The 21,388-nt window shown below is 68.0% G+C and carries 21 protein-coding genes; 18 read left to right on the top strand and 3 right to left on the bottom strand.

Translation table 11 applies throughout. The annotated features are described in order from the left end of the window. Window positions 1–36: 36 nt before the first annotated feature. From G6N09_RS11370 to G6N09_RS11330, 9 genes are all read left to right on the top strand, one after another. Entirely contained in the window at window positions 37–810 is a 774-nt protein-coding gene (locus G6N09_RS11370) for a chymotrypsin family serine protease (protein WP_083022753.1), read from the top strand. A gap of 215 nt (window positions 811–1,025) precedes the next feature. Beyond that, window positions 1,026–1,214 (top strand): sigma factor-like helix-turn-helix DNA-binding protein, encoded by a 189-nt coding sequence (locus G6N09_RS11365; protein WP_234806897.1) that lies wholly within the window; start codon window positions 1,026–1,028, stop codon window positions 1,212–1,214. Continuing rightward, complete coding sequence (locus tag G6N09_RS11360; protein WP_083022751.1) at window positions 1,211–2,830, top strand: carotenoid oxygenase family protein; 1,620 nt, start codon at window positions 1,211–1,213, stop codon at window positions 2,828–2,830. Before G6N09_RS11365 ends, G6N09_RS11360 begins: the two co-directional genes overlap by 4 nt. A 116-nt stretch (window positions 2,831–2,946) precedes the next feature. Next, window positions 2,947–3,438: a sigma-70 family RNA polymerase sigma factor gene (locus G6N09_RS11355; protein WP_109558809.1), complete on the top strand. Its 492-nt coding sequence runs from the start codon at window positions 2,947–2,949 to the stop codon at window positions 3,436–3,438. After that, window positions 3,435–4,145 carry an anti-sigma factor family protein gene (locus G6N09_RS11350; RefSeq protein WP_083022750.1) on the top strand — a complete coding sequence of 237 codons (711 nt, stop codon included), beginning with the start codon at window positions 3,435–3,437 and terminating at the stop codon, window positions 4,143–4,145. Before G6N09_RS11355 ends, G6N09_RS11350 begins: the two co-directional genes overlap by 4 nt. A 63-nt stretch (window positions 4,146–4,208) precedes the next feature. After that, window positions 4,209–5,954, top strand: a complete 1,746-nt coding sequence (locus tag G6N09_RS11345) for a thiamine pyrophosphate-binding protein (RefSeq protein ID WP_083022749.1) — start codon at window positions 4,209–4,211, stop codon at window positions 5,952–5,954. Next, window positions 5,932–6,597 (top strand): DUF8713 domain-containing protein, encoded by a 666-nt coding sequence (locus G6N09_RS11340; RefSeq protein WP_083022748.1) that lies wholly within the window; start codon window positions 5,932–5,934, stop codon window positions 6,595–6,597. Before G6N09_RS11345 ends, G6N09_RS11340 begins: the two co-directional genes overlap by 23 nt. Window positions 6,598–6,606: 9 nt before the next feature. Next, entirely contained in the window at window positions 6,607–7,638 is a 1,032-nt protein-coding gene (locus tag G6N09_RS11335; protein ID WP_083022747.1) for a 3-oxoacyl-ACP synthase III family protein, read from the top strand. Then, window positions 7,635–8,786, top strand: a complete 1,152-nt coding sequence (locus G6N09_RS11330) for an aminotransferase class I/II-fold pyridoxal phosphate-dependent enzyme (protein ID WP_083022746.1) — start codon at window positions 7,635–7,637, stop codon at window positions 8,784–8,786. The genes G6N09_RS11335 and G6N09_RS11330 overlap by 4 nt, the downstream gene beginning before the upstream one ends. Here G6N09_RS11330 and G6N09_RS11325 read toward each other — a convergent pair. Next, window positions 8,671–9,687: an NAD(P)/FAD-dependent oxidoreductase gene (locus G6N09_RS11325; protein ID WP_083022828.1), complete on the bottom strand. Its 1,017-nt coding sequence runs from the start codon at window positions 9,685–9,687 to the stop codon at window positions 8,671–8,673. The two genes, G6N09_RS11330 and G6N09_RS11325, sit on opposite strands and share 116 nt — an antisense overlap. Window positions 9,688–9,953: 266 nt before the next feature. Between G6N09_RS11325 and G6N09_RS11320 the strand changes: the two genes are divergently transcribed. Then, window positions 9,954–12,278 (top strand): MMPL family transporter, encoded by a 2,325-nt coding sequence (locus G6N09_RS11320; protein WP_083022745.1) that lies wholly within the window; start codon window positions 9,954–9,956, stop codon window positions 12,276–12,278. On the opposite strand, the gene G6N09_RS11315 is transcribed toward G6N09_RS11320, so the two are convergent. Beyond that, entirely contained in the window at window positions 12,254–13,681 is a 1,428-nt protein-coding gene (locus G6N09_RS11315) for a protein adenylyltransferase SelO (protein ID WP_083022744.1), read from the bottom strand. The two genes, G6N09_RS11320 and G6N09_RS11315, sit on opposite strands and share 25 nt — an antisense overlap. A gap of 42 nt (window positions 13,682–13,723) precedes the next feature. Between G6N09_RS11315 and G6N09_RS11310 the strand changes: the two genes are divergently transcribed. Both G6N09_RS11310 and G6N09_RS11305 read left to right on the top strand, forming a co-directional pair. Then, a complete protein-coding gene (locus tag G6N09_RS11310) occupies window positions 13,724–14,518 on the top strand; it encodes a chymotrypsin family serine protease (protein WP_234806896.1) in 795 nt (264 codons plus the stop codon). Window positions 14,519–14,595: 77 nt separating this feature from the next. After that, window positions 14,596–15,051, top strand: coding sequence for a hypothetical protein (locus G6N09_RS11305; RefSeq protein WP_083022742.1), 456 nt, complete (start codon window positions 14,596–14,598; stop codon window positions 15,049–15,051). Here G6N09_RS11305 and G6N09_RS11300 read toward each other — a convergent pair. After that, complete coding sequence (locus tag G6N09_RS11300; protein ID WP_083022741.1) at window positions 15,048–16,616, bottom strand: acyl-CoA carboxylase subunit beta; 1,569 nt, start codon at window positions 16,614–16,616, stop codon at window positions 15,048–15,050. The two genes, G6N09_RS11305 and G6N09_RS11300, sit on opposite strands and share 4 nt — an antisense overlap. Before the next feature lie 101 nt (window positions 16,617–16,717). On the opposite strand from G6N09_RS11300, the gene G6N09_RS11295 reads away from it, so the two are divergent. From G6N09_RS11295 to G6N09_RS11270, 6 genes are all read left to right on the top strand, one after another. Next, the gene (locus tag G6N09_RS11295; protein WP_083022740.1) at window positions 16,718–17,563 is read left to right on the top strand and encodes a class I SAM-dependent methyltransferase; all 846 of its coding nucleotides are present in this window, start codon (window positions 16,718–16,720) and stop codon (window positions 17,561–17,563) included. A 66-nt stretch (window positions 17,564–17,629) separates the two neighbouring features. Then, window positions 17,630–18,409 (top strand): acyl-CoA thioesterase, encoded by a 780-nt coding sequence (locus tag G6N09_RS11290; protein ID WP_234806906.1) that lies wholly within the window; start codon window positions 17,630–17,632, stop codon window positions 18,407–18,409. Window positions 18,410–18,466: 57 nt separating this feature from the next. Then, window positions 18,467–19,738, top strand: coding sequence for a DUF4226 domain-containing protein (locus G6N09_RS11285; RefSeq protein WP_083022738.1), 1,272 nt, complete (start codon window positions 18,467–18,469; stop codon window positions 19,736–19,738). Between the two features lie 20 nt (window positions 19,739–19,758). Next, window positions 19,759–20,103 (top strand): hypothetical protein, encoded by a 345-nt coding sequence (locus G6N09_RS11280; protein ID WP_083022737.1) that lies wholly within the window; start codon window positions 19,759–19,761, stop codon window positions 20,101–20,103. Next, a complete protein-coding gene (locus tag G6N09_RS11275; protein ID WP_083022736.1) occupies window positions 20,103–20,405 on the top strand; it encodes a hypothetical protein in 303 nt (100 codons plus the stop codon). Before G6N09_RS11280 ends, G6N09_RS11275 begins: the two co-directional genes overlap by 1 nt. A gap of 37 nt (window positions 20,406–20,442) precedes the next feature. After that, the gene (locus tag G6N09_RS11270) at window positions 20,443–21,318 is read left to right on the top strand and encodes an oxidoreductase (RefSeq protein WP_083022827.1); all 876 of its coding nucleotides are present in this window, start codon (window positions 20,443–20,445) and stop codon (window positions 21,316–21,318) included. Window positions 21,319–21,388: the final 70 nt, after the last annotated feature.

Below are 21,388 nucleotides of genomic sequence, written 5' to 3'. Positions count from 1 at the left end.
ACAAACCCGCAAAAAAACGTCGGTAGCGTTGTCTGAGTGGACGCCATTCGACGACTCCCGCCCAGAACCCTGCTTAAGCGCCTGGCCATCGTGGCCGGCGCGCTCACAGTCCTGGCCGGCATCGTCTGGGCCACCCGTGCCCAACCGGTGCGGCAGTTGATCCCACTGCCGGCTGCCGAGGCGATCGGTCCCGGCGTCGGTATCAACGTGTCCGGCACCGGACGTTCGGAGTCCACCAGCTGCACCGCGGGGTTCTTGGTCCGCACCAACACCGGGCAGCCGGGCCTGCTGTCCGCGGGGCATTGCAACAAGCCGGGCGGGTCCGGTGAGGTGGCCATCCACCACGGCGCCCTCTACCCCACCGTCGGCGGGTTCACCCAGAGCGTCTATGACGGCGACCGCTGGGGCGACTCCAATATCGGGCTTATCGTTCTGGACCGCCACGACAAGTTCCCGCTGTCCTCCGAGGTCGACGGTCGCCCGGTGACCGGGGTGGCCGACAGCGTGGAGATCGGCGACGAGCTCTGCCACCTGGGGGTGCGCAGCGGTGAGCCGATGTGCGGCACAGTGGTCGCCGGCGAGCGGGACTCGGTGCGCTTCACCGCGGCCGGTACCTGCGGCGATGCCGGCGGCCCGGCATACCGGGTCCGGCCCGACGGCACCGCCGAAGCGGTCGGCATCCTGAGCGTGGTGTCCGACGGCCAAGATCCCGACGCGGTGTGCAAGGGCACGCAGGAGTCCTCGGTCGCGCAGCTGATCAAGCCGTGGCTGCAGGCCTGGGATCTGGAACTGGTCACCAGCACCTCGTAAAAACAGCACGCCACAACGAACCCCTTCCCCTGCCGCCGCGCGCGGGCCAGACTGAACCAACGGGCCACGACCGGTTCCGGGGGATCAGAGGTGAACCGGCCAGGCCGCCGCAGCGTGTCACTCGGGGAGGCCGGTGCATGGATAAAGGAACACCCCCGGCAAGTCGCCAGGCGATGGCGCCCGCACGCCGCGACCGCGCACCCAGCCGGGCTGACGTGGCCGCTGCACTGACTCAGCTCTCGGTTGAACAACGCGCCCTGCTACGCCGTGCCTATTACGACGGCTGGAGCACCCAGCAGATCGCAGCCGATCGGGAAATGGCGGAAGTCAGCGTGAAAACACAACTGCACTACGCGCTGCGGGCCCTGCAGCAGAGCCTGCGCGCGGCGAGAACACTGCCATGACGACCTCGCACCGCGAGTACGCCGCCTGGGATGCCGCCTACGTGCTGGGATCCCTGTCGGCAGCCGAGCACCTCGAGTTCCAGACCCACCTGGACCACTGCGGGCTGTGCCAGGACGCCGTCGCCGAGTTGTCCGAAACACTGGTGGCGCTGTCCCTGCTGGATCGCAGCGACTTCACCGTCGACCAACCCCACGCGGCAGTCGCCCCCGAACACCACGGCGCCACCCGGCAGGTCAACGGCACCGCGGATCTGCCGGCGTCGGGCACGCCGGTGGCGGTCCTGCAGGCCCCAGAGACCGTCTTCTCGGTCTTTCGTCCCAGCAACTACTCCCCCGTCGCCGACGAGCTCACCGCGTTCGATCTACCGGTGCAGGGCAGCATTCCGCCGGAGCTCGACGGCTGGTACCTGCGCAACGGCCCCAACCCTCGATCGGCGGGCGGGCATTGGTGCACCGGCGACGGCATGGTGCACGGTGTCCGGCTGCACCACGGCCGGGCCGCCTGGTACCGCAACCGCTGGGTGCGTACCGAAAGCTTCGATCAGCCGCTGCCGCGACTGCGCCCCGACGGCAGCCGCAACCTGCACGCCAGCGCCGCCAACACCCACGTGATCCAGCACGCCGGCAAGACCCTGGCACTGATGGATGCCTCCCTGCCCTACGAGATCAGCCGTGAGCTCGACACCCTGGGCGCCTACGACTTCGCAGGCAAGCTGGTCGATTCGATGGCCCCGCACCCCAAGGTGTGTCCCAAGACCGGCGAGCTGCACTTCTTCGGCTACGGCGACTTCGCCCACCCACACATCACCTACTACCGTGCCGGTGCCGACGGCACCGTGGCGATCCGGCGACCGATCGACGTTCCCGCGATGACATTGATGCACGACTTCGCGCTGACCGCAGACCACGTGGTGTTCCTGGACCTGCCCGTGGTGTTCAACCCGCAAGTGGCGCTGACCGGGCCGGTCGACCGTGACCTGCCCTACCGCTGGGATGACGGCTACGCCGCCCGCCTGGGAGTGCTGCGCCGCGATGACCCCTTCGGGCCGATCCGCTGGTTCGACATCGAACCGTGCTACGTGTTCCACATCGCCAACGCGTTCGACGTTTCCGGGCCGCAGGGCGAGTCGATTGTGATTCAGGTGGTTCGCTACCCAGAGATCTGGCGCGACAACAGCGACTTCGAGACCGATGCTTCGCTGTGGCGTTGGACCATCGATCTGGCGGCCGGAGCGGTGCGTGAGGTTCAGCTCGACGACCGGGACATCGAGTTTCCTCGGGTGGATGACCGGCGGGTGGGCACCGACGCCCGCTACGCCGTCACCGTCGGCAAAGAGGGCCTGGTCCGCTACGACCTGGCACGCGACAGTGCCCAGGTGTACCGGTTCGGTGTCAACGGCACCGCCGGCGCACCAGACGAGGCGGTGTTCGCCCCGGCTCCGGGGCAGACCGACGAATCGGCCGGCTGGTATCTGACCTACGTCTACAGTCCGGTGCGCCACTGCAGCGAACTGGTGATCATCAGCGCATCGGAGTTCGACGCCGAACCGGTCGCCCGGGTGCAGCTGCCCCGGCGCGTGCCGCACGGCTTTCACGGGAGCTGGATTCCCGGCTGACTCGTCGGGGTATCCGCAACGAGCATGAACCCACCGGGCCGCTACGTCGTATCACTAGGCAGGAGGTGATCAGCTTGCCTCGTATCGGCATCCCGCCTGACCACGAAGCCGCGCTGATGAAAGCGCTGTATGACGAACACGCCGCCGTGCTGTGGCGCTACGCCATGCGCCTGACCGGCGACGCCAGCCGCGCCGAGGACGTGGTTCAGGAGACGCTGCTGCGCGCCTGGCAGCACCCCGAGGTGATCGATGACACCGAGCGTTCCCCGCGGGCCTGGCTGTGCACCGTGGCGCGCAACATGATCATCGACGAACGGCGCAGCCCCAAATTCCGCAACGTCGTCGCCTCCTTCGACGAGACCACCGCACCCGACCAACCCACCCGCGACGAGGTGGACACCGCCCTGGACCGGATGTTGATCGCCGACGCCATGGCCAACCTGTCACCGGAGCATCGCGCGGTGATCGAACGGTCCTACTACCGTGGCTGGACCACGGGACAGACGGCACACGATCTTGGCATCGCAGAGGGAACGGTGAAATCACGCCTGCACTACGCAGTGCGGGCTCTGCGCCTGGCTCTGCAGGAGATGGGGGTGACCCGATGATGTCGCCGCGAGACGCCGGCCCCGCGTGGCCGGTCGAAGACCAGCATCCCTACGCCATGTGGGATGCCGCCTACGTGCTCGGCTCCCTGTCTGCGGCCGATCGCCGGGAGTTCGAGGGACACCTGGCCGGCTGCCCCCAATGCCGGGACGCCGTCACCGAGATCAGCGGCGTTCCCGCGCTGCTGTCGCAGCTCGACAGTGACTGTGTGGCCGCGATCAACGAATCCGACCCACCGCAGCCCCCGGCCAGCCTGCTGCCGGCACTGTTGGCCGAGGTGCACCGGCGGCGCCGGCGGACCCGGATCATGGCGTGGACGGCGTCGGCCGCGGCGGCCGCCGTGCTCGGAATCGGCGTGCTGATCGGCATCAGCTCCTCCCCTGCCCACTCCCCTCATCACGAGGCGGTACCGATGGCGCAGGTCGGCACCACCGCACTGGCCTCCACGGTCATGGTCAGCAGCCAGTCCTGGGGAAGTCACATCGACTTGAGTTGCGTCTGCCTGGCACCGGTCAACGCCCACCACGACACGCTGGCACTGGTGGTCGTGGGCCGCGACGGCAGCCAGACCCGGCTGGCGACCTGGGTCGCCGAACCCGGACACACCGCGACACCGGCCGCCAGCATCTCGACACCGGCCGATCAGATCGCCGCGGTGCAGGTGGTCTCCGCCGTCAACGGCCAAGTCCTGCTGGAGCGCACGCTGTAGGGCCTGAACCAACGCCAGACGCACACCGTGTCACAGACATCGTCGGGAGTTAGGTGGGGGCAGATGTCCAGGATCGTTTCGGTGGCCGATTTCATCGTCGCCCAACTGGCGGCACGGGGAGTCAGCCACCTCTTCGGGGTCGACGGCGCGAATATCGAAGATCTTTACGACGCAGCGTATTTCCACCCGGAGATCACCGCAGTCCTGGCCAAACATGAGTTCTCGGCCGCCACGATGGCCGACGGCTACAGCCGCAGCGGTGCGGGACTGGGCGTGGTGGCCGCGACTTCGGGGGGCGGTGCACTGAACTTGGTTGCCGGCCTGGGCGAGTCGTTGGCCAGCAGGGTCCCGGTGCTGGCGCTGGTGGGTCAGGCGCCGAGCATCTTGGACGGCCGCGGCAGCTTTCAGGACACCAGCGGCCGCAACGGCGCGATCGATGCTGCGGCCCTGTTCTCAGCGGTGTCGGTGTTCTGCGAGCGGGTGCTCTCCCCGGAGGGCATCGTGGCGGCCCTGCCCCGGGCCATCGCCGCCGCCCGCGCCGGTGGACCCGCAGTGCTGTTGCTGCCCAAGGACATTCAGCAAGGCCATGTCGCCAGCGGGCCGATTTCGCGCAACGGCGCGGCCGATCGCCCACTGATCAGCGACCCGCACCCGATTGTGCAGACGCTGCGCCATGCTCGCGGACCGGTCACGATCATCGCCGGTGAGCAGGTGGCCCGCGACGACGCCCGCACCGAACTTGAGGAACTGCGTGCCCTGCTGCGCGCCCGGGTGGTGTGCGTGCCCGACGCCAAGGACGTCTCCGGCACATCGGGTTTGGGATCGTCGTCGGCACTCGGGGTGGCCGGCATCATGGGCCATCCTTCGGCCGCTGAGGCACTGGCCACCAGCGCGGTGTGCCTGGTGGTGGGTACCCGGTTGTCGTTGACCGCACGCGCCGGCCTCGAAGAGGCCCTGAGTGCGGTCCGCACCGTGTCGATCGGTTCGGCACCCCCCTACGTTGCGTGCACGCATGTGCACACTGACGATCTGCGGCAGTCGCTGCGGGCCCTCGTTCGGGATCTCTCCGGCGAGGGGCGCCCCAGGTGGCTGCGGGTGCCCGAAACGGTGCCGCACACCGAGTTGCAACCACCCGCCCACACCGGCCCGGGGGTGCGCTATCGCGAGGCGATGGCAGAGCTGGACCGGGCCTTGCCCGCAGAGGTCGACGTCGTCGTCGACGCGGGCAACACCGGAGCGGCGGCCATTCACTACCTGCCGCCACGCGCTGGAGGGCGCTTCCTGGTGGCCCTGGGGATGGGCGGCATGGGATACAGCTTCGGGGCCGGCATCGGCATGGCCCTGGGCCGCGGGCGGCGCACCGTGGTGATCGCCGGCGACGGTTCGTTCTTCATGCATGGCATGGAGATCCACACCGCCGTGCAGTACCGGCTCCCCATTCTGTTCGTCCTGATGAACAACAACGCGCACGCCATGTGCGTCACCCGTGAGCAGTTGTTCTACCAAGGCTTCTACAGCTACAACCGCTTTTCCCCCAGCCACCTCGGTGCCGGGCTGGCCGCGATGTTCCCAGGCCTGAAGGCGATCGACGTCGATGACGCCGACGCATTTCGCGCGGCCCTGGCAGCCGCGTTGGACCACGACGGGCCCTCGGTGATCAGCGTCGAATGTGCCGCTGACGAGATACCGCCGTTCGCACCGTTCCTGTCCGCCACCGATTCACCGAAAGCCACTGCCCCCGTAGGGCATCACGACCAAGAGTCCATACACAAGGAGGATCACCTCGATGTCGCTGCCAGCCCTCGCTGATATCAACGACCACACCGGTACGCCCGGGTCTCTCGATGGATTGATCCGAGTCGAGACCAGCCCGCGCGAGGTCGCCACGCCGATCATCATGGAGATGATGCGCTCGGTCTACCCCCACGATGTGGTCTTCGGCAACTACTGCACCGTCAACGACTACATCGACTGCCCGCCCGACGAATTGTTCGACTACCTCGCCGACACCCGCAGCCTGGAGGAATGGACCTACAGCCTGCGCGGCTTCACCCCCACCGACGAGGCAGGCCTCTGGCTGGCCTATGACCGGCTGGGCTCGGAGACCAAGATCTACACCCGCACCGAGTTCAATCGGGAAGCCCGCACCGTCGACTATCACTGCGCCTGGGACCAGCCCGACCACTTGTGGATGATCTACCTGATCCGGGTGGTCGACGCGCAGCTGGTGTTCAACAAGCCCGGATCGGTTGTGCTGTGGACCAATTGCCACCACCCGTTCTATGACGAGAACCCCTATCCGGACACCGCACCGCCGGAGCGCCCGGTCTGGGTGGGCGACTTCTGGGACATGTTCGGGGCCGGGCACCTACTGGAACTGAAGAACCTCAAGGCGATCGCGGAATACCGCCACCACAACGGCCTGCCGGTCACGCCGGCCTGGATGCAGTGAGGCGAGACGATGAACCAGCCGAGTCGACCCGCAGTAAGCCTGATCGACGTCTCCAGCTACCTTCCCGGCGAGCCCGTCCCCGCCGACTACTACACGCAGTACGCCGAATCCGATGCGTTGCGCGACAATCTGATGTTCCGTGCGCCTCGATTCCGTCATCATGTGGCTACCGACGAGTCCGCGGTCGACATGATTGAAAGGGCGGCACAGGGAATCCTCGAGCGCCACGGTAAAGACACCCTGGAAGACGTCGACATCCTGATCACCCACACCCAGTTGCCCGACATCCCGTTCTGCGGCTCGGGCGGCGGTATCGCCCACCGACTGGGGATGCGACCGAGCACGGTGCTGGATCTGCACAACGGGGGCTGCGCGGCGTTCGTGCTGGGGATCAACCTTGCCCGGCAGCTGTTGGCCGCCGGCGCCGGGCGCAGCGCGCTGATCGCGATCGCCCAGAACGCGGCGGGCCAGGTCTTCGATCAGCCCGCCGTACGCAGCAAGTCGCAGGCTTCGGTTCCCGGTGACGGTGCCGCGGTCGGGCTGCTGACCCTGTCTGATCAGTCCCCGATCATCGACGTCGAATGCCGCACCTACGGCCAGTACGCCGGCGACATGACCTACACCATCGATCCGCCCCGCAAATGGTGGGAGCCGGGCCCCGGCGCCGGCTACATCGGTTTCACCGAGGACAAGATCACCAAGGTGCTCGCCCGCGGCAATCGGCAGGTCCCCGAAGTCGCGCTCGCGGTCTGCCACCGTAATCACCTGTCACCCGCCGATATCGGACTGCTGGTGACCAACCAGCCCAACCGGGTCTTCCTGCGCAACTGGCGCGAGGCCCTGGAGTTGCCCGAATCCCGACACGTCGACACCTTTGACGAGTGCGGCAACCTGTTCGGCGCCGGTATCCCGATCAATCTGGATCGGGCCATCAGCGAGAACCGGGTGCAGCCCGGTGAGGTTGTGGTGATGGCCGGCTTCGCGCACGCCGGGGACTTCGCCGGTGCGGCGGCCTTCCGGTGGGGCGGACGTCCGCAATGACCTCGGCGGCGCAGCAGGATTCGGCGAACAGCCGGCTTCGCGCCATCCTCCCGCCTGCGGTCGACCCCTGCGCATTGTCACTCAACGAGAGCGCGCTACCACCACTGCCGGCGGTGCGCGCGGCACTGGCCGACTTCATCGGTGCGGCCAACCGCTATCCGGAGTTCCTGCCGACGCGGTTGCGCGGCCTGGTCGCCGAACACCTCGGGGTGCCGCAGGAGAAGGTGGCCATCGGTCCCGGGGCCTCCGGGCTGGCATTGCGACTGCTGCAGGCCGCAGCGGTACCCGGCGACCGGATCGTGCTGAGTATGCCCATCTTTGAGGGGTATCTCGCGTTCGCCCGGATGGCGGGGCTGGCTGCGGTCCACGTTCCCCTCGACAGTTACGGCCATCATGACCTGGCCGCGATGGCCCATGCCGCCCAGGACGCGAGGGTGGTGGTGCTGTGCCGGCCCAACAATCCGACCGGCACCCTGGAGTCCGTTGGCGACGTCGAGCGGTTCATCAGCGAGGTGCCCACCGACACCATCGTGCTGCTCGACGAGGCCTACATCGAGTTCGTCGCCACCGCCCGGCGCGTCGACGTCCACCGGCTCATCGAGCGCTTCTCGAACGTCGTGGTGCTGCGCACGTTCTCCAAGGCCTATGGCCTGGCGGGTCTGCGTATCGGATACGCATTGGCGGCACCGGAATTGGCCGAACTGCTGTGGTCTTTGCAGCTGCCGTTCGGCATCAATGCCGGTTGCACGGTGGCGGTGGCCGCCTCCTACGCCGCCCACGCCCAACTGGAGCAGCGCATCGCGCACATCGTCGCCGAGCGCAGCTATCTGAGTGCACGGCTGCGCGCCGCCGGTGCCTACACCACCGATTCCCACGCGAACTTCGTCTACCTGCCGGCGGCGGGCCGATCATGGAGCGAGATCTTCGACGCCAGTGGGCTACAGGTCCGCAACTATCCCGACGGTTCGGTGCGCATCACCGTCGACTCCCGCGGCTCCTCCCAGAGGGTTCTGGCCGTCGTCGAGCGGGCCCTCAGTGGGCCAGCAGATGCACCGCGCGGTCAAACACCGCCGGCAGCGCCCGACAGGCCGGGACCACAGCACGTCGGGTCGGCTGCCACGCGCTGGCCAGCACCAGACCGCGGGTGAGCAGCCGATAGCGGCGCGTGATCGTCCGCCATTGGCGCTCGTAGGCCTGCGGGTTGTCGTCGACGATCGCCGCGACGGCGGCTGTGGCCTGCTTGACGGCCAGACTGATGCCCTCTCCGGTCAGCGCGTCCTCGTATCCGGCGGCGTCACCGACCAGCAGCACCCGGCCGGCGACGCGCCGCGAAACCACCTGCCGCAGCGGGCCGCAGCCGCGCGACGGGCCGTTTTCGGCGTCGCCGAGCCGAGCGGTCAGGGCAGGAAACCAGTCGAGCTGCGGACGCTGCGGCGACAAGACGGCAACCCCCACCAGACCGGGTTCCACCGGCGTCACATATGCCTCACCCCAGCGTGACCAGTACACCTCCACGAACGGCGACCACGGCGCAATCCGGTAGTGCGACCGCACCCCGTAGCGCCGTGGATTTCCTGCGACGCTGGCGATCCCGACGGCGCGGCGGACCGTGGAGTGCAGTCCGTCGGCGCCGATGAGCCATCGGGCTCGAACACCGCCCGCCGTGACTCCGGCCGCGTCTTGGACCACGTCGCCCACCCGCGTATGGATCCAGTCAACGTCGTTGCGCTTGGCCTCATCGGCCAGCGCGGCATGCAATGTGGTGCGTCGTACCCCGCGCCCCGCACCATCGCGGAAGGACGCTTGGGCCCGGCGCTGGTGGTCGAGGTAGGTGATGCCGTGCAGCGCCATACCGTCGGGGTCCACCCCGAGCGCCTTCAGCACGGCCAGCCCGCCCGGCATCAGCCCCTCCCCGCAGGCCTTGTCGATCGGCCCGGCCCGCGGATCGACGACGATCACCGACAACCCGTGCTGGCGCGCAGACAACGCCGCGGCCAGGCCGCCGGGTCCGCCGCCGACCACCAGCAGGTCGGCGTCGAAGCCGGTCACCGACACCCCAGCGCGACGTTGTCCATCCGAATACGTTCCCGCACTTCCGCTGTGTTGGCCAGGGCGAAGCAACGGCAAGGGGATTGCGCAGCATCCACGGCCCCGGTCGCAGTGTTGCCCATGTCGAGATCACGGTGCGGGCGGGACTGTGGTTCAACGGCGCGGCACGCTCGCAAATGGTGAACGTGCGGGCCGTGGACTACGTATGTTGTCGGTAGGGGTGCCCTCCGCACCCTCGTTTGACCCTTGAGGCGGAAGGTCACTACGTGCTGCACCGGATCGCCGTGTTGGCCCTCTCCGCTCCGCGCCGTGTCCTTGCCCTCGCCGGGCTGGTCATGGTGGCCGCAGCGGTATTCGGAATCCCGGTGGCAGACAGTCTGTCCGCGGGCGGATTCCAGGACCCCCATTCGGAGTCCGCCCAGACCACCCAGTTGTTGACCGACACCTTCGGCCAGAGCGACCAACAGCTGCTGATTCTGGTGAGCGCACCCGACGGCGCCGACAGCGCGAAGGGACGCGCCGTCGGCACCGAGATCGCTGCGGCACTGCGGCAGTCGCCGTTTGTCTTCAACGTCGCCTCGCCGTGGACGGATCCGCCGTCGGCGGCCGCCCGCCTGAAAAGCACCGATGGGACTGCCGGTCTGATCGTGGCCAACCTCAAGGGCGGCGAGAACGACGCGCAGAAGTACGCCCGCACGCTTGCCGACCAGCTAGCCCACGACCGCGATGGCGTCACCGTCCGAGCCGGTGGCGGCGCGATGATCTACGCGCAGATCAACAATCAGAATCAACACGACCTGCTGCTGATGGAATCGATTGCGATCCCGTTGAGTTTCGCGGTGCTGGTGTGGGTTTTCGGCGGCCTGCTGGCGGCGGCATTGCCGATCGCGCTCGGCGGTCTGGCGATTGTGGGGTCGATGGCCGTGCTGCGGCTGATCACGTTGAGCACGGACGTGTCGATCTTCGCGATGAACCTGACCACCGCGCTGGGATTGGCGCTGGCCATCGACTACACCCTGTTGATCATCAGCCGCTACCGCGACGAGCTCGCCGAAGGCGCCGCGCCCGACGAGGCCCTGGTCCGGACCATGACCACCGCGGGCCGCACCGTGCTGTTCTCGGCGATCACCGTCGCGCTGTCGATGGCGGCCATGGTCTTGTTCCCGATGTACTTCCTCAAATCGTTCGCCTACGCCGGGGTGGCGACCGTGACGTTCGTGGCACTGGCCGCCATCGTGGTCACACCGGCGGCGATCGCCCTGCTGGGCCCGCGGCTGGACGCACTGGATCTGCGGCGCGGGCTGCGCCGGCTGTTGCGGCGTCCCGAACCGGTGGCACGACCGATCGAAGAGGGATTCTGGTACCGGTCAACGAGCTTCGTCGCCCGCCACGCGGTGCCGATCGGTCTGGTGGTGGTCACGCTGCTGGTGTCGGTCGGGCTGCCGTTTCTCGGGGTGAAGTGGGGCTACCCGGATGACCGGGTGCTGCCACAATCGGCGTCCGCGCACCAGGTGGGCGACGCGCTGCGCGAGAAGTTCGCCGACGACTCCGACCGGGCGGTGCCGATCGTGGTGCGCGACGCCCACGCGATCGCACCCGAGGAGCTGGATCGCTACGCCGCCGAGCTGTCCCGGGTGTCGGGGGTGTCCTCGGTGTCGGCGCCCACCGGCACCTTCGTCTCAGGCAACCGGGTGGGTGAACCCTCGGCGGCCACCGGGATCAACGACGACACGGTGCTGTTGACGGTCGCCGGCACCGCCCCGCTGTTCTCGGATGCCTCCGAAGCCCAGCTCGATCGGCTGCACGAGGTACCGGGACCAGCCGGCCAGCCGGTCCAGATGGGTGGGCTGGCGCAGATCAACCGGGACAGCGTCAACGCGATCACCGACCGACTGCCCCAGGTGCTGGGGCTGATCGCCGCCATCACCTTCGGGCTGCTGTTCCTGCTGACCGGCAGTGTGGTGTTGCCGATCAAAGCGCTGATCCTCAACATCTTGTCGCTGTCGGCCGCCTTCGGCGCACTGGTCTGGATCTTTCAGGACGGGCATCTCGGTGCGCTGGGGACGACGCCCACCGGGATGCTGGTCGCCAACGTGCCGGTGTTGCTGTTCTGCATCTCGTTCGGGCTCTCGATGGACTACGAGGTGTTCCTGGTGTCCCGCATCCGGGAATACTGGCTGGCCTCGGGGCGCACCCGCGCCGACAACGACGAGAGTGTGGCTCTGGGGCTGGCGCACACCGCCCGGGTGATCACCGCCGCGGCACTGATCATGTCCATCTCGTTCGCGGCACTGATCGCCGCGCAGGTGTCGTTCATGCGGATGCTGGGGCTCGGTCTGACCCTGGCAGTGTTGGTGGATGCCACCCTGATCCGGATGGTGCTGGTGCCGGCGTTCATGCACCTGATGGGCCGATGGAATTGGTGGGCGCCCGGGCCGCTGGCGTGGCTGGCACGGCGTTTCGAGATCAGCGAGAACGGCAGGGTGTCAACGGGTCGCCATGCCGCCCCGCCGGGACTGAAAGCCCCCCAGGTGCCGGCCGGTCACGGTGCGCATCGGGCCGGGGATCAGGTCCCGCAGAAAGTGCGGTAAGCACCGAATTCCGGTGGCGCCGGGGACTCGTAGTCCGCCAGGCCAGCACGCTGCCGGAACGGGTCGGTGATCACGCCCAGCAACTGGTCCACCGGCGCGAGGTCGCCCCGCATCGCGGCGGTCAATGCCTGCTCCACCAGGTGATTACGCGGGATGTAGACCGGGTTCACGCACTCCATCGCGTCGATGTCGGGGTTCATGGCCCGCCAGCGCGGCAGCCAATCGCCGAACACCGCGGGCAGTGCCGCGGTGTCACCACGCCCCGCGTGCGCCAGCCGGCGGAAGAACGAGGTGTAGTCCACCTGGTGCTCGGTCATGAGCGCCAACGCCTGGTCGACCAGGGCGATGGACTCCACACTGGCCGCCAGCCCGAACTTGGCGACCATGCCGGCAGACCACAGCCCGTGATAGCGCGGCATGAATCCCTCGAGGGTCTCTACCGCCACGGCCAATGCCAACTCCTCGGTGGCGGCCAGCAGTGGCAGGACGGTCTCGGCGAACCGGGCCAGGTTCCACTGGGCGACCAGGGGCTGATTGCCGTAGGCGTACCGACCGGCGTAATCGATGGAGCTGAACACTGTCGCCGGATCGTAGGCTTCCATGAAGGCGCACGGCCCGTAGTCGATGGTCTCCCCGGAGATGGTCATGTTGTCGGTGTTCATCACCCCGTGCACGAATCCGGCCAGCATCCAGTCCGCGATCAGCGACGCCTGGGCCTCGATCACCGCCGCAAGCAGTGCGAGGTAGGGGTTTTCGGCTTGTCTGGCATCGGGGTAATGCCGGGCGATCGCATAGTCGGCCAGCCGGCGCAGCAGCCCCAGGTCGCCTGTGGCATGCGCCTGCTGGGCGGCCAGTTGGAAGCTGCCCACCCGCAGGTGGCTGGCGGCGATACGGGTCAGCACCGCGCCGGGTTGCGGGGTCTCCCGCTGCACCAGCGCTCCGGTGGCCACCACGGCCAGCGAACGGGTGGTGGGGATGCCCAGGGCGTGCATGGCTTCGCTGATCACGTACTCGCGCAGCATCGGGCCGACCACGGCCAGCCCGTCGCCTCCTCGGGCGAATGGTGTCCGCCCGGAGCCCTTGAGGTGGATGTCGCGGAGGTGATCGCCGGCGAGTTCGCCGAGCAGCAGCGCGCGGCCGTCGCCGAGGAGCGGCACGTAGTTGCCGAACTGGTGTCCGGCATAGGCCTGCGCCACCGGGGCAGCGCCATCGGGGACGTCGGCGCCGGTCAACAGCGCCAGTCCGTCGGGACTGCGCAACCAAGCCGGATCCAATCCCAGCTCACCTGCCAGTTTCTCGTTGAGGACCAGCAGCCTCGGTTCCGGTGGCGTGGCGGCCTGCCAGGACTTCGCGAGTTCGGGGAACTGGTGGGCGAAGTCGGCGGTCAGAGTCGGGGACGCCATCTGCCAAGCCTACGCAAGGGCGCTGCCGCTACCGTTGCGTCGGTGACGGGACGCGACCGCGGGGACAGGGTGAGGACCGCGGCGTGGCGGATCGGGACCGCCGTGGTGGTCACCGCGATCTTCGTCGGGTTGTACCTGGTGAACCGCGCGTACCCGATACACCCGCAGACGCCGATCCCGATGGCCCACGCGATCGGCCCCGGTATCGGCATCAACATCGAGCCTGTCGGCGACGAAGCCGGTGCCAGCTGCACCACCGGATTCCTGGTGCGCGACCGCGACGGCCGCCCCGGACTACTGGTGGCTGGACACTGCAATCCGGGCGGCGGTCACGGCGCGGTGGAGATCCGTCACGGCGGCGCCTTCGCCTATCGCACAATCGGCACGTTCACCGAGACCGTCCATGACGGCAGCGATTGGGACGACTATGACATCGGGCTGATCAGCCTGGATGATCCGGGCAAGATCCCACTGACGTCGATGGTCGACGGTCATCCGGTGACCGGGATCGCTGAATCGGTGGCTGTCGGTGATGTGTTGTGCCACTACGGGATCCGTAGTGGCGGTGCGTTATGCGGACCGGTGGTGGCCAGTGAGGTGAACAAGGTTCGCTTCCAAACCGGTGGTACCTGCGGCGACTCCGGCGGACCGGTGTACCGACTGCGCGAGGACGGTAGCGCCGAAGCCGTGGGAATCTACGTCGCGGTCTCCGACGGCAACTACTCCGAGCCCAAGTGCGAAGACCCGCACCCGTTCTCGATCGCCCAGACCATCACCCCGTGGCTGTCGGCGTGGGATCTGACGCTGGACACCGCCACCGGCCGCGAGCCGGCCTAATCGCCGTTTTGCGCGAGTGATGGCGGCGCCCCCGACACGCTCGTAACCTGGGGGAATAACGCTAGGAGGGTGCAGTGATGGTTACTTCAGAACACCGTCTGACCGTCGCAGCCCAGGCCCGGACACGCATGTTCGCCCGGGTGCTGGGTCCATTCCTGTTCATCGTCACCGCGGCGGCGATTTTCCGCGCGCCGCAGGTGTGGGCAGACGTCGAGAACTACGGGACCGACCCGTTGGCGCTGTGGGCGACCGGGGCATTCACGCTGTTGATCGGCTTGATCGTGGTGGCGTTGCACCCCTATTGGCGCGGGCCTGCGGCGATCTTCGTCTCGGCCACGGGCTGGATCACCACCCTCAAGGGACTCGCGTTGACCGTCTTTCCCGACAGTGGCATGTCTGCGGCGAGCTTCGCGATGCGGGCCGAGGGGTGGACCCGCGTGCTGTACGCCCTGTTCGCGCTGATCGGGCTGTATCTGACCTACATCGGGTGGGTGCCGTCACGGGAGCGGCAGCATGACGCCCCTGCCCTTTAGTACGTGTCGACGAAACGACGCGGCGGCACATCCTGTCCGAATCGGACGGACGCCGCCAGCGTTGCGGCGATCAGGCTTCGGGTATCGGCGGGATCGATAACGTCGTCGATCTCGAAAAGCGTTGCGGCGTTGAGCGCTTTGGCGTTCTCCTGCGCGATCGCGGTGGCCTGACGGACGCGTTCCTCACGTTCCTCGGCATCGACGATGGCCTCCAGCTCCTTGCGCAGGCCCAACCGGACGGCCCCTTCAAGGCCCATCGGACCCAGGTGCGCGCTGGGCCAGGCCACGGTGAGTACCGGCTCATGCAGACTGCCGCCCATCATGGCCTGAGCACCCAGACCATAGCCGCGCCGCAGGATGACCGCCACCAGTGGCACCCGCAGCGCGGCGCCGGCCACCAGCAGCCGAGATGCCCTCCGCACCAAGGCCTCCGCTTCGGCAGCGGGGCCCACCATGTAACCCGGGCAGTCCACCAAGGACACGATGGGCAGCCCGAAGGCGTCGCACAGCTGCAGGAACCGCGCGGCCTTGTCTGAGGCGGCTGCGGTGATGGCGCCCGCCATCACCATGGTGTTGTTGCCGATGATGCCGACCGGGCGGCCCTCGATCCGCGCCAGCGCGGTGACCATCTCCGGTGCGAACTTCTCCCGCAGAAACGTCACCGAGTCGGTGTCTGCCAAGGTTTCGATGATCGGCTTGAGCGGATAAGCGCGTCGTGCCCGCTCGGGGATCATGGTGCGCAACGCGTTCTGCTCTGGCGCGGTTCCTGCAGCGGTGCAGCCTTGGAAATAGCCCAGCACCCGTTTGGTGACCACGACCGCTTCGGCTTCATCGGCCACCACGATGTCGACGACCCCGTTGGGGGCCTGCACCGACAGGGGTCCCACGTCGTCGGGGGCGACCTGGCCCAGGCCGCCGCCGGCGATCATCGCCGGTCCCGCCATCCCGATCGAGGTGTTGGCGGTGGCGATGATCAGATCCGAGGCCCCGGCGATCACGGCATTACCTGCGAAGCAGCGGCCGTTGACCACCGCGATACGCGGCACCAGACCGGAGAGCTTCGCCCACAGGGCGAAAGCCGGCACGTCCAGCGAGGACACCGTCGGGTAGTCGGTGTCCCCGGGCCGTCCGCCGCCGCCCTCGGCGAAGAACACCGTCGGCAAGCGCAGCCGCTCGATCAGCTCGAACAGCCGGTCCTTTTTGAAGTGACCGATCGCGCCCTGCGTTCCGGCCAGCACGGTGTAGTCGTAGGACAACACCGCGCAGGCGCCGCGTTCGGGGCCGAACAGCGCACCGTTGATGGTCGCCGTTCCGCCGAGGAGGCCATCGCCGGGAGTGTTGGCAATGAGGTCGTCCATGGCGCGCCGGGCGCGTTGGGCCGCGATCGCGAACCGCCCGTACTCCACGAACGTGCCCGGATCGACCAGGTCGGCGATGTTCTCCCGGGCCGTGCGCCCGCCGGCGTCGTGCCGGCGTTGCACCGCGTGCGGGCGGGCCGCGTCCTGCGTCAGCGCGCGCCGGCGCAGGAGCTCGAGGTGATCGTCACGCAGCGGAGCATCGGGCATCGGGCATTCCTTCGCCGTGGCGTTGACGCCGTGGTGTGGACGTAAGCCACCATCATGGGCCGCGACACGTCCACCCCGGTCCTCGGCCCTACGCTCGGGGCATGGCGAATGAGGAACAGCAGCACGCCTGGGCAGCCCAGGGCATCGACTGGGTCGAGAACGCGGCGATCTTCGAGGCCGTCCTGGCGCCATTCGCCGACGCGGTGATCCGCTCCGCCGACATCCGGGCCGGTGCGCGGGTCCTGGATATCGGCTGTGGTTCCGGGGCGTTGCTGCAGCGTTCGGCGGCCCTGGGCGCCATCCCGGTCGGGGTGGACATCTCCGAGCCGATGGTGCAGGCGGCCCGCCGGCAGGTGCCCGAGGCCACGGTCAGCCTCGGCGACGCCCAGACCATGGACCTGCAGGCGGCCGTTGGCGGGGCCTCGTTCGACCGGGTGATCTCCCGGTTCGGGGTGATGTTCTTCGACGACCCGGTGGCCGCGTTCACCAACATCCGCCAGGCGGCCTCCCCGGGAGCCCGGCTGGTGTTCGTGTGCTGGCGCGACGGTGAAAATCCGATGTTCACCACAGGCATCGACGTGCTGGCCGCCAAATTGGAATCGCCGCCCCCGGCGCTGGACCCCACGCTGCCCGGGCCGCTGGCCTTCGGCGATCCCGATCGAGTGCGGGCGGTACTGGCCGACGCCGGCTGGGGCGACGTGGCACTCGAAGCATTCGACGGGGTGTGTGACTTCGGTATCGGCGACAGCGACGGTGTCGAGGAACGGGTGAGGTTGATCCTGGCCAACCGCACCGGACAGCAGGCTCGCGCCGAGTTGCAGGAGCGGCTGGGCGACGACGGTTGGGCCGCAGCCGTCGACGAGTTGCGTGATGAGCTGCGCCGGCTGCGGGTCGACGGGGTCGTGAAGTTCCCGGGCCGTACCTGGCTGGTCACCGCGATAGCGTGACCGATGTCGTTCCGCCCACCTCATAGGAGCACCGTGACCGCCTCCTCGCACCCCTTCGACCGCGCCATGCGGCTCAAGACCGTCGACGCCGGTACCGTTCGCGGCGCCACCGATCCCGAGTGGGCCAACATGGTCGGGCCATTCGGGGGGATCACCGCGGCCGTCCTGTTGCGCGCCGTCGAATCTCACCCCGATCGGATCGGCGATCCGTTGGCGCTGACCGTCAACTTCGCCGCCCCGATCACCGACGGCGCGTTCGAGATCTGCCTGCGCGCCGCCCGGACCAACCGCAGCAACCAGCACTGGCTGCTGGAACTTCGCCAGGACGACGAGGTCAAGACCACCGCAACCGCACTGTTCGGTCTACACCGCGACACCTGGGCCGACGACGAAAGCCGCCCGCCGAGTGTCACCGCGCCCGAAGAGGTCGAGCCGGGTTCGTTCGTCGACGCGATCGTCTGGGCCAAGCGCTACGACATGCGCTTCACCGACGGCCCGGTGCCGCTTGGGGCCGGTGAGCCCAGTCCCTCCTCGACCACCACACTGTGGGTGCGCGACGCCCAGGACCGCATGCTCGACTTCGCCGCGTTGGCCTGCCTGTCGGACGTGTTCTTTCCTCGTGTGTTCTTGCGCCGCGGGCGTTTCCTGCCCGCCGGAACCATCACCTTGACCACCTATTTTCACGTCGACCACAGCGAAATCGACGCTGTCGGAAGTGATTACCTGCTGGCCAGCGCGCACGCCAACCGGTTCTCGCGCGGCTACTTCGACCAGAGCGCGCACTTGTGGTCACGTGCAGGCCGGTTGCTGACCAGCACCCATCAGCTGGTGTATTTCAAGGACTGACGCCGGCCGGGTCAGGGTGAATACCGCTGCGGCCACCGTTGAACTAGCGTCCCGGCTATGCCCGAGGAACTCGGCGCCCACGCCGACGCCGCGCGCACACGCGAGGCCGCACTGGCGCGGCGGCTGCAACGGTCGGTGCACACCGATCGGGCCTTTGTGGCCACCCTGCACGACGCAGCCCAGGTCACCGTTGCGGGCCGTCGGCGGCTCGACAGCATCGAAGCCGAGATACGCCACGCAGTGGCACAGCATCGCGCGACGTTGGACACACCCGTCGGCGCCCGCCAGTTCCAGCGTTTCCTGACCGCCAAGACCTGCGATATCCACCAGGTGATCGCCGACACCGTGGCCGACAGTCGGGCCCGCGCGCGGGCGACTCGGGCTCTGGGAGGCGGTTATTCGACCGAGGATCGGCAGCGGCCGAGCATCCAGGCCGTCGACCACAAACGAGGCCCGGCCACCGATGACGAGCGACGGCGGAATCAGGTCGACGCGTTCCGGGAGGTCTTCGGCCGGGCGCCGACGTCGGCATCCGACTGGACCACCGCCGCCGCGCTCGACGCGCACACCTACAACCCGGAGTTCCATGGTGTGCACTCCCAAGTTCGGGTGGTCAAGATCGATCCGGTGGCCGGGCAGGGCGTGGTGCGCACATCGCAGTGGATCGAACAGCCGTGGGTGCATCGGTTGAGCGCACGCGACGCAGGCAACGGCAGGGGCGCAACGAAGGACTTCGACCCCGAGGACACCAAGGTCACCGCCTACATCGACTACGACAACGGCATCGTGGTGATGCGCCAGAATCCCTCCATCGAACTCGATTCCGACGGCTCCGCACTTCAGGTGAAAACCGGTGTCCCCCAAGGCAGCGTGACGCAAGCTTCGGACGGTTCGGTACGGATCAGGTACGACGCGGGCAACCCCCTGGCGATGAGCCCCTCGACCGACGCTCACGGACCGCTGGGCAGCCACCGCCTGAGCGTCAACGGCGACTTGGTGTTCACCCCCGGCCCGGGCGGGGTCCACGTCGACGGCACCCGAACTGACTACCCGTCGCTGGAGGTTTACCAGGATCTGCCCGGCGGCAGCACCCGGACCGTATTGATCGACCCCGCGCAGTCCGGTGGCAGCCACGCACCGATGTTCAACCTGCCGTTCCACCATGACATCGGCGCTGGGGGCACAGCCTTTGCGCCATTCGATCACGGCGGATCCTGGAATCCGCGCTTCGACGTCCGGACCCCGATCCCCGCCACCGATTTCGGGCCGACCACCGCACCGCCGTCGGTATCGTCGGCCTCGGGTAGGCCCGGCGGTGTCCCCGCGTGACCACCGAGAGGAGCGCCTAGATGCTTGTCGCACTTCCGAGCCGCATCCGCGGCAGCAGCCCCGAGGTGTGGCGCACCGCCACCTGGGCGGCACCGCTCGTCGTCCAAGGTGTGTTCGCAGCAGCGTTAGGCATCGGCTGGTTACTGGCCCGCTTTCCGATCAACACTGATGCCCGGATTTCCCTCTTGGTCGTGGTCACCACCACCATCACCACTGATGCCTCGGTCGTGCTGGCCGCAAGACTGCTGTGCGCGGAATCGCCGCGCCGGCACGGCCTGGGCTTTGCCCTCGGCGGAGCCGCAGTGGCTGTGGCCGCGGTCGGCTTGTCTTTCGTCCTGGCTTTCCTGACCGTATTGCGGCCCTGATGAGCGCCCCACCTGCCAAGGATCGCTACGGCCCGTACGGTTTTGTCGCCGCAGTGGCCACCATCGCGGTAGTCGAAGCCGCGACGTGGACGTTATTCCCCTATTGGATCCTGCAGCTCTACCTGCTCGGCATCGCCACAGCGATCCTGGTACCCACCGGCTTCTTCATGTGGCAGACCGGTGGCGTCAGAACAGCCCAAGTGGGCTTGGGCATCCTCATCGGCTGTCTGGCGACACCCCTGACCATTGCCCTCGCCGTCCTCCCGCCGGTGATCGTCACCCAAGTCCTGCACTGGGTGTAGACGCCGACCACCAGCACCGGCAGGTACGGTGACCAGCATGTCTTTCCGAATCACTGACACCCCCGATCAGTCCGGCCGCACCTTCGTGGTGACCGGCGCCAACGGTGGTCTGGGCGTGGTGATCACCCGCACCCTCGCCGCCAAGGGCGCTGCGGTGGTGATGGCCTGCCGTAACACCGCCAAGGCCCAGGAGATCGCCGACGGCATCGACGGCGACGTGACGGTGGCGGCGCTGGACCTGGGCAGCCTGGAGTCGGTGCGCGAGTTCGCCGGCCAGCAAGGCGGATTCGACGTGCTGATCAACAACGCCGGGATCATGAACATCCCGAAACGGCGGACCGTGGACGGCTTCGAGGTGCAGTTCGGGGTCAACCACCTGGGCCACTTCGCACTGACCGGCCTGCTCCTGGATCGGATCAGCGACCGGGTGGTGACCGTGGCGAGCATCGCGCACAAGCAGACGCCGAAGTTCTGGGTCGACGACCTCAACTACGAGCACCGTCCCTACCAGCGCAACCTGGCCTACGCGCAGTCCAAGCTGGCCAATCTGATGTTCGCCCGCGAACTGCAGCGCAGGCTCGTGGCGGCCGGTTCGCCGGTGCGCTCCTATGGAGTACACCCCGGGGTGTCGAGCACCGAGCTGTTCAACAACGACAAGACCGTTGTCGGTCTGATCGCCAAGTACGGCCTATACCTGGTGGGCCAGCCGCCGGAGCGGGGCGCCGAGTCCACCCTGTTCGCGGCCACCGTCCCCGATGCCGACCCGGACATCTACTGGGGACCCATGAAACTGAACCAGTCCCGCGGCCCGGTGGGGCCCTGCCCCTCCAACAAACTGTCGAACGACCGGCAGTTGTGGCTGCGGCTCTGGGAGGAGTCAGAGAAGATGACCGGGGTCAGCTACCCGCTCTGAGCCGGCGGCGAGGCGGTTGTCGCTCAGAGGCGGGCATACCCGACACCCCTACCAGCCAGTGACAACTGTG

The organism is Mycolicibacter minnesotensis (genome assembly GCF_010731755.1).
Lineage (GTDB): Bacteria > Actinomycetota > Actinomycetes > Mycobacteriales > Mycobacteriaceae > Mycobacterium > Mycobacterium minnesotense.
Note: the sequence above shows the minus strand (reverse complement) of the source record. Positions and strands in the feature narration are given on the sequence as shown.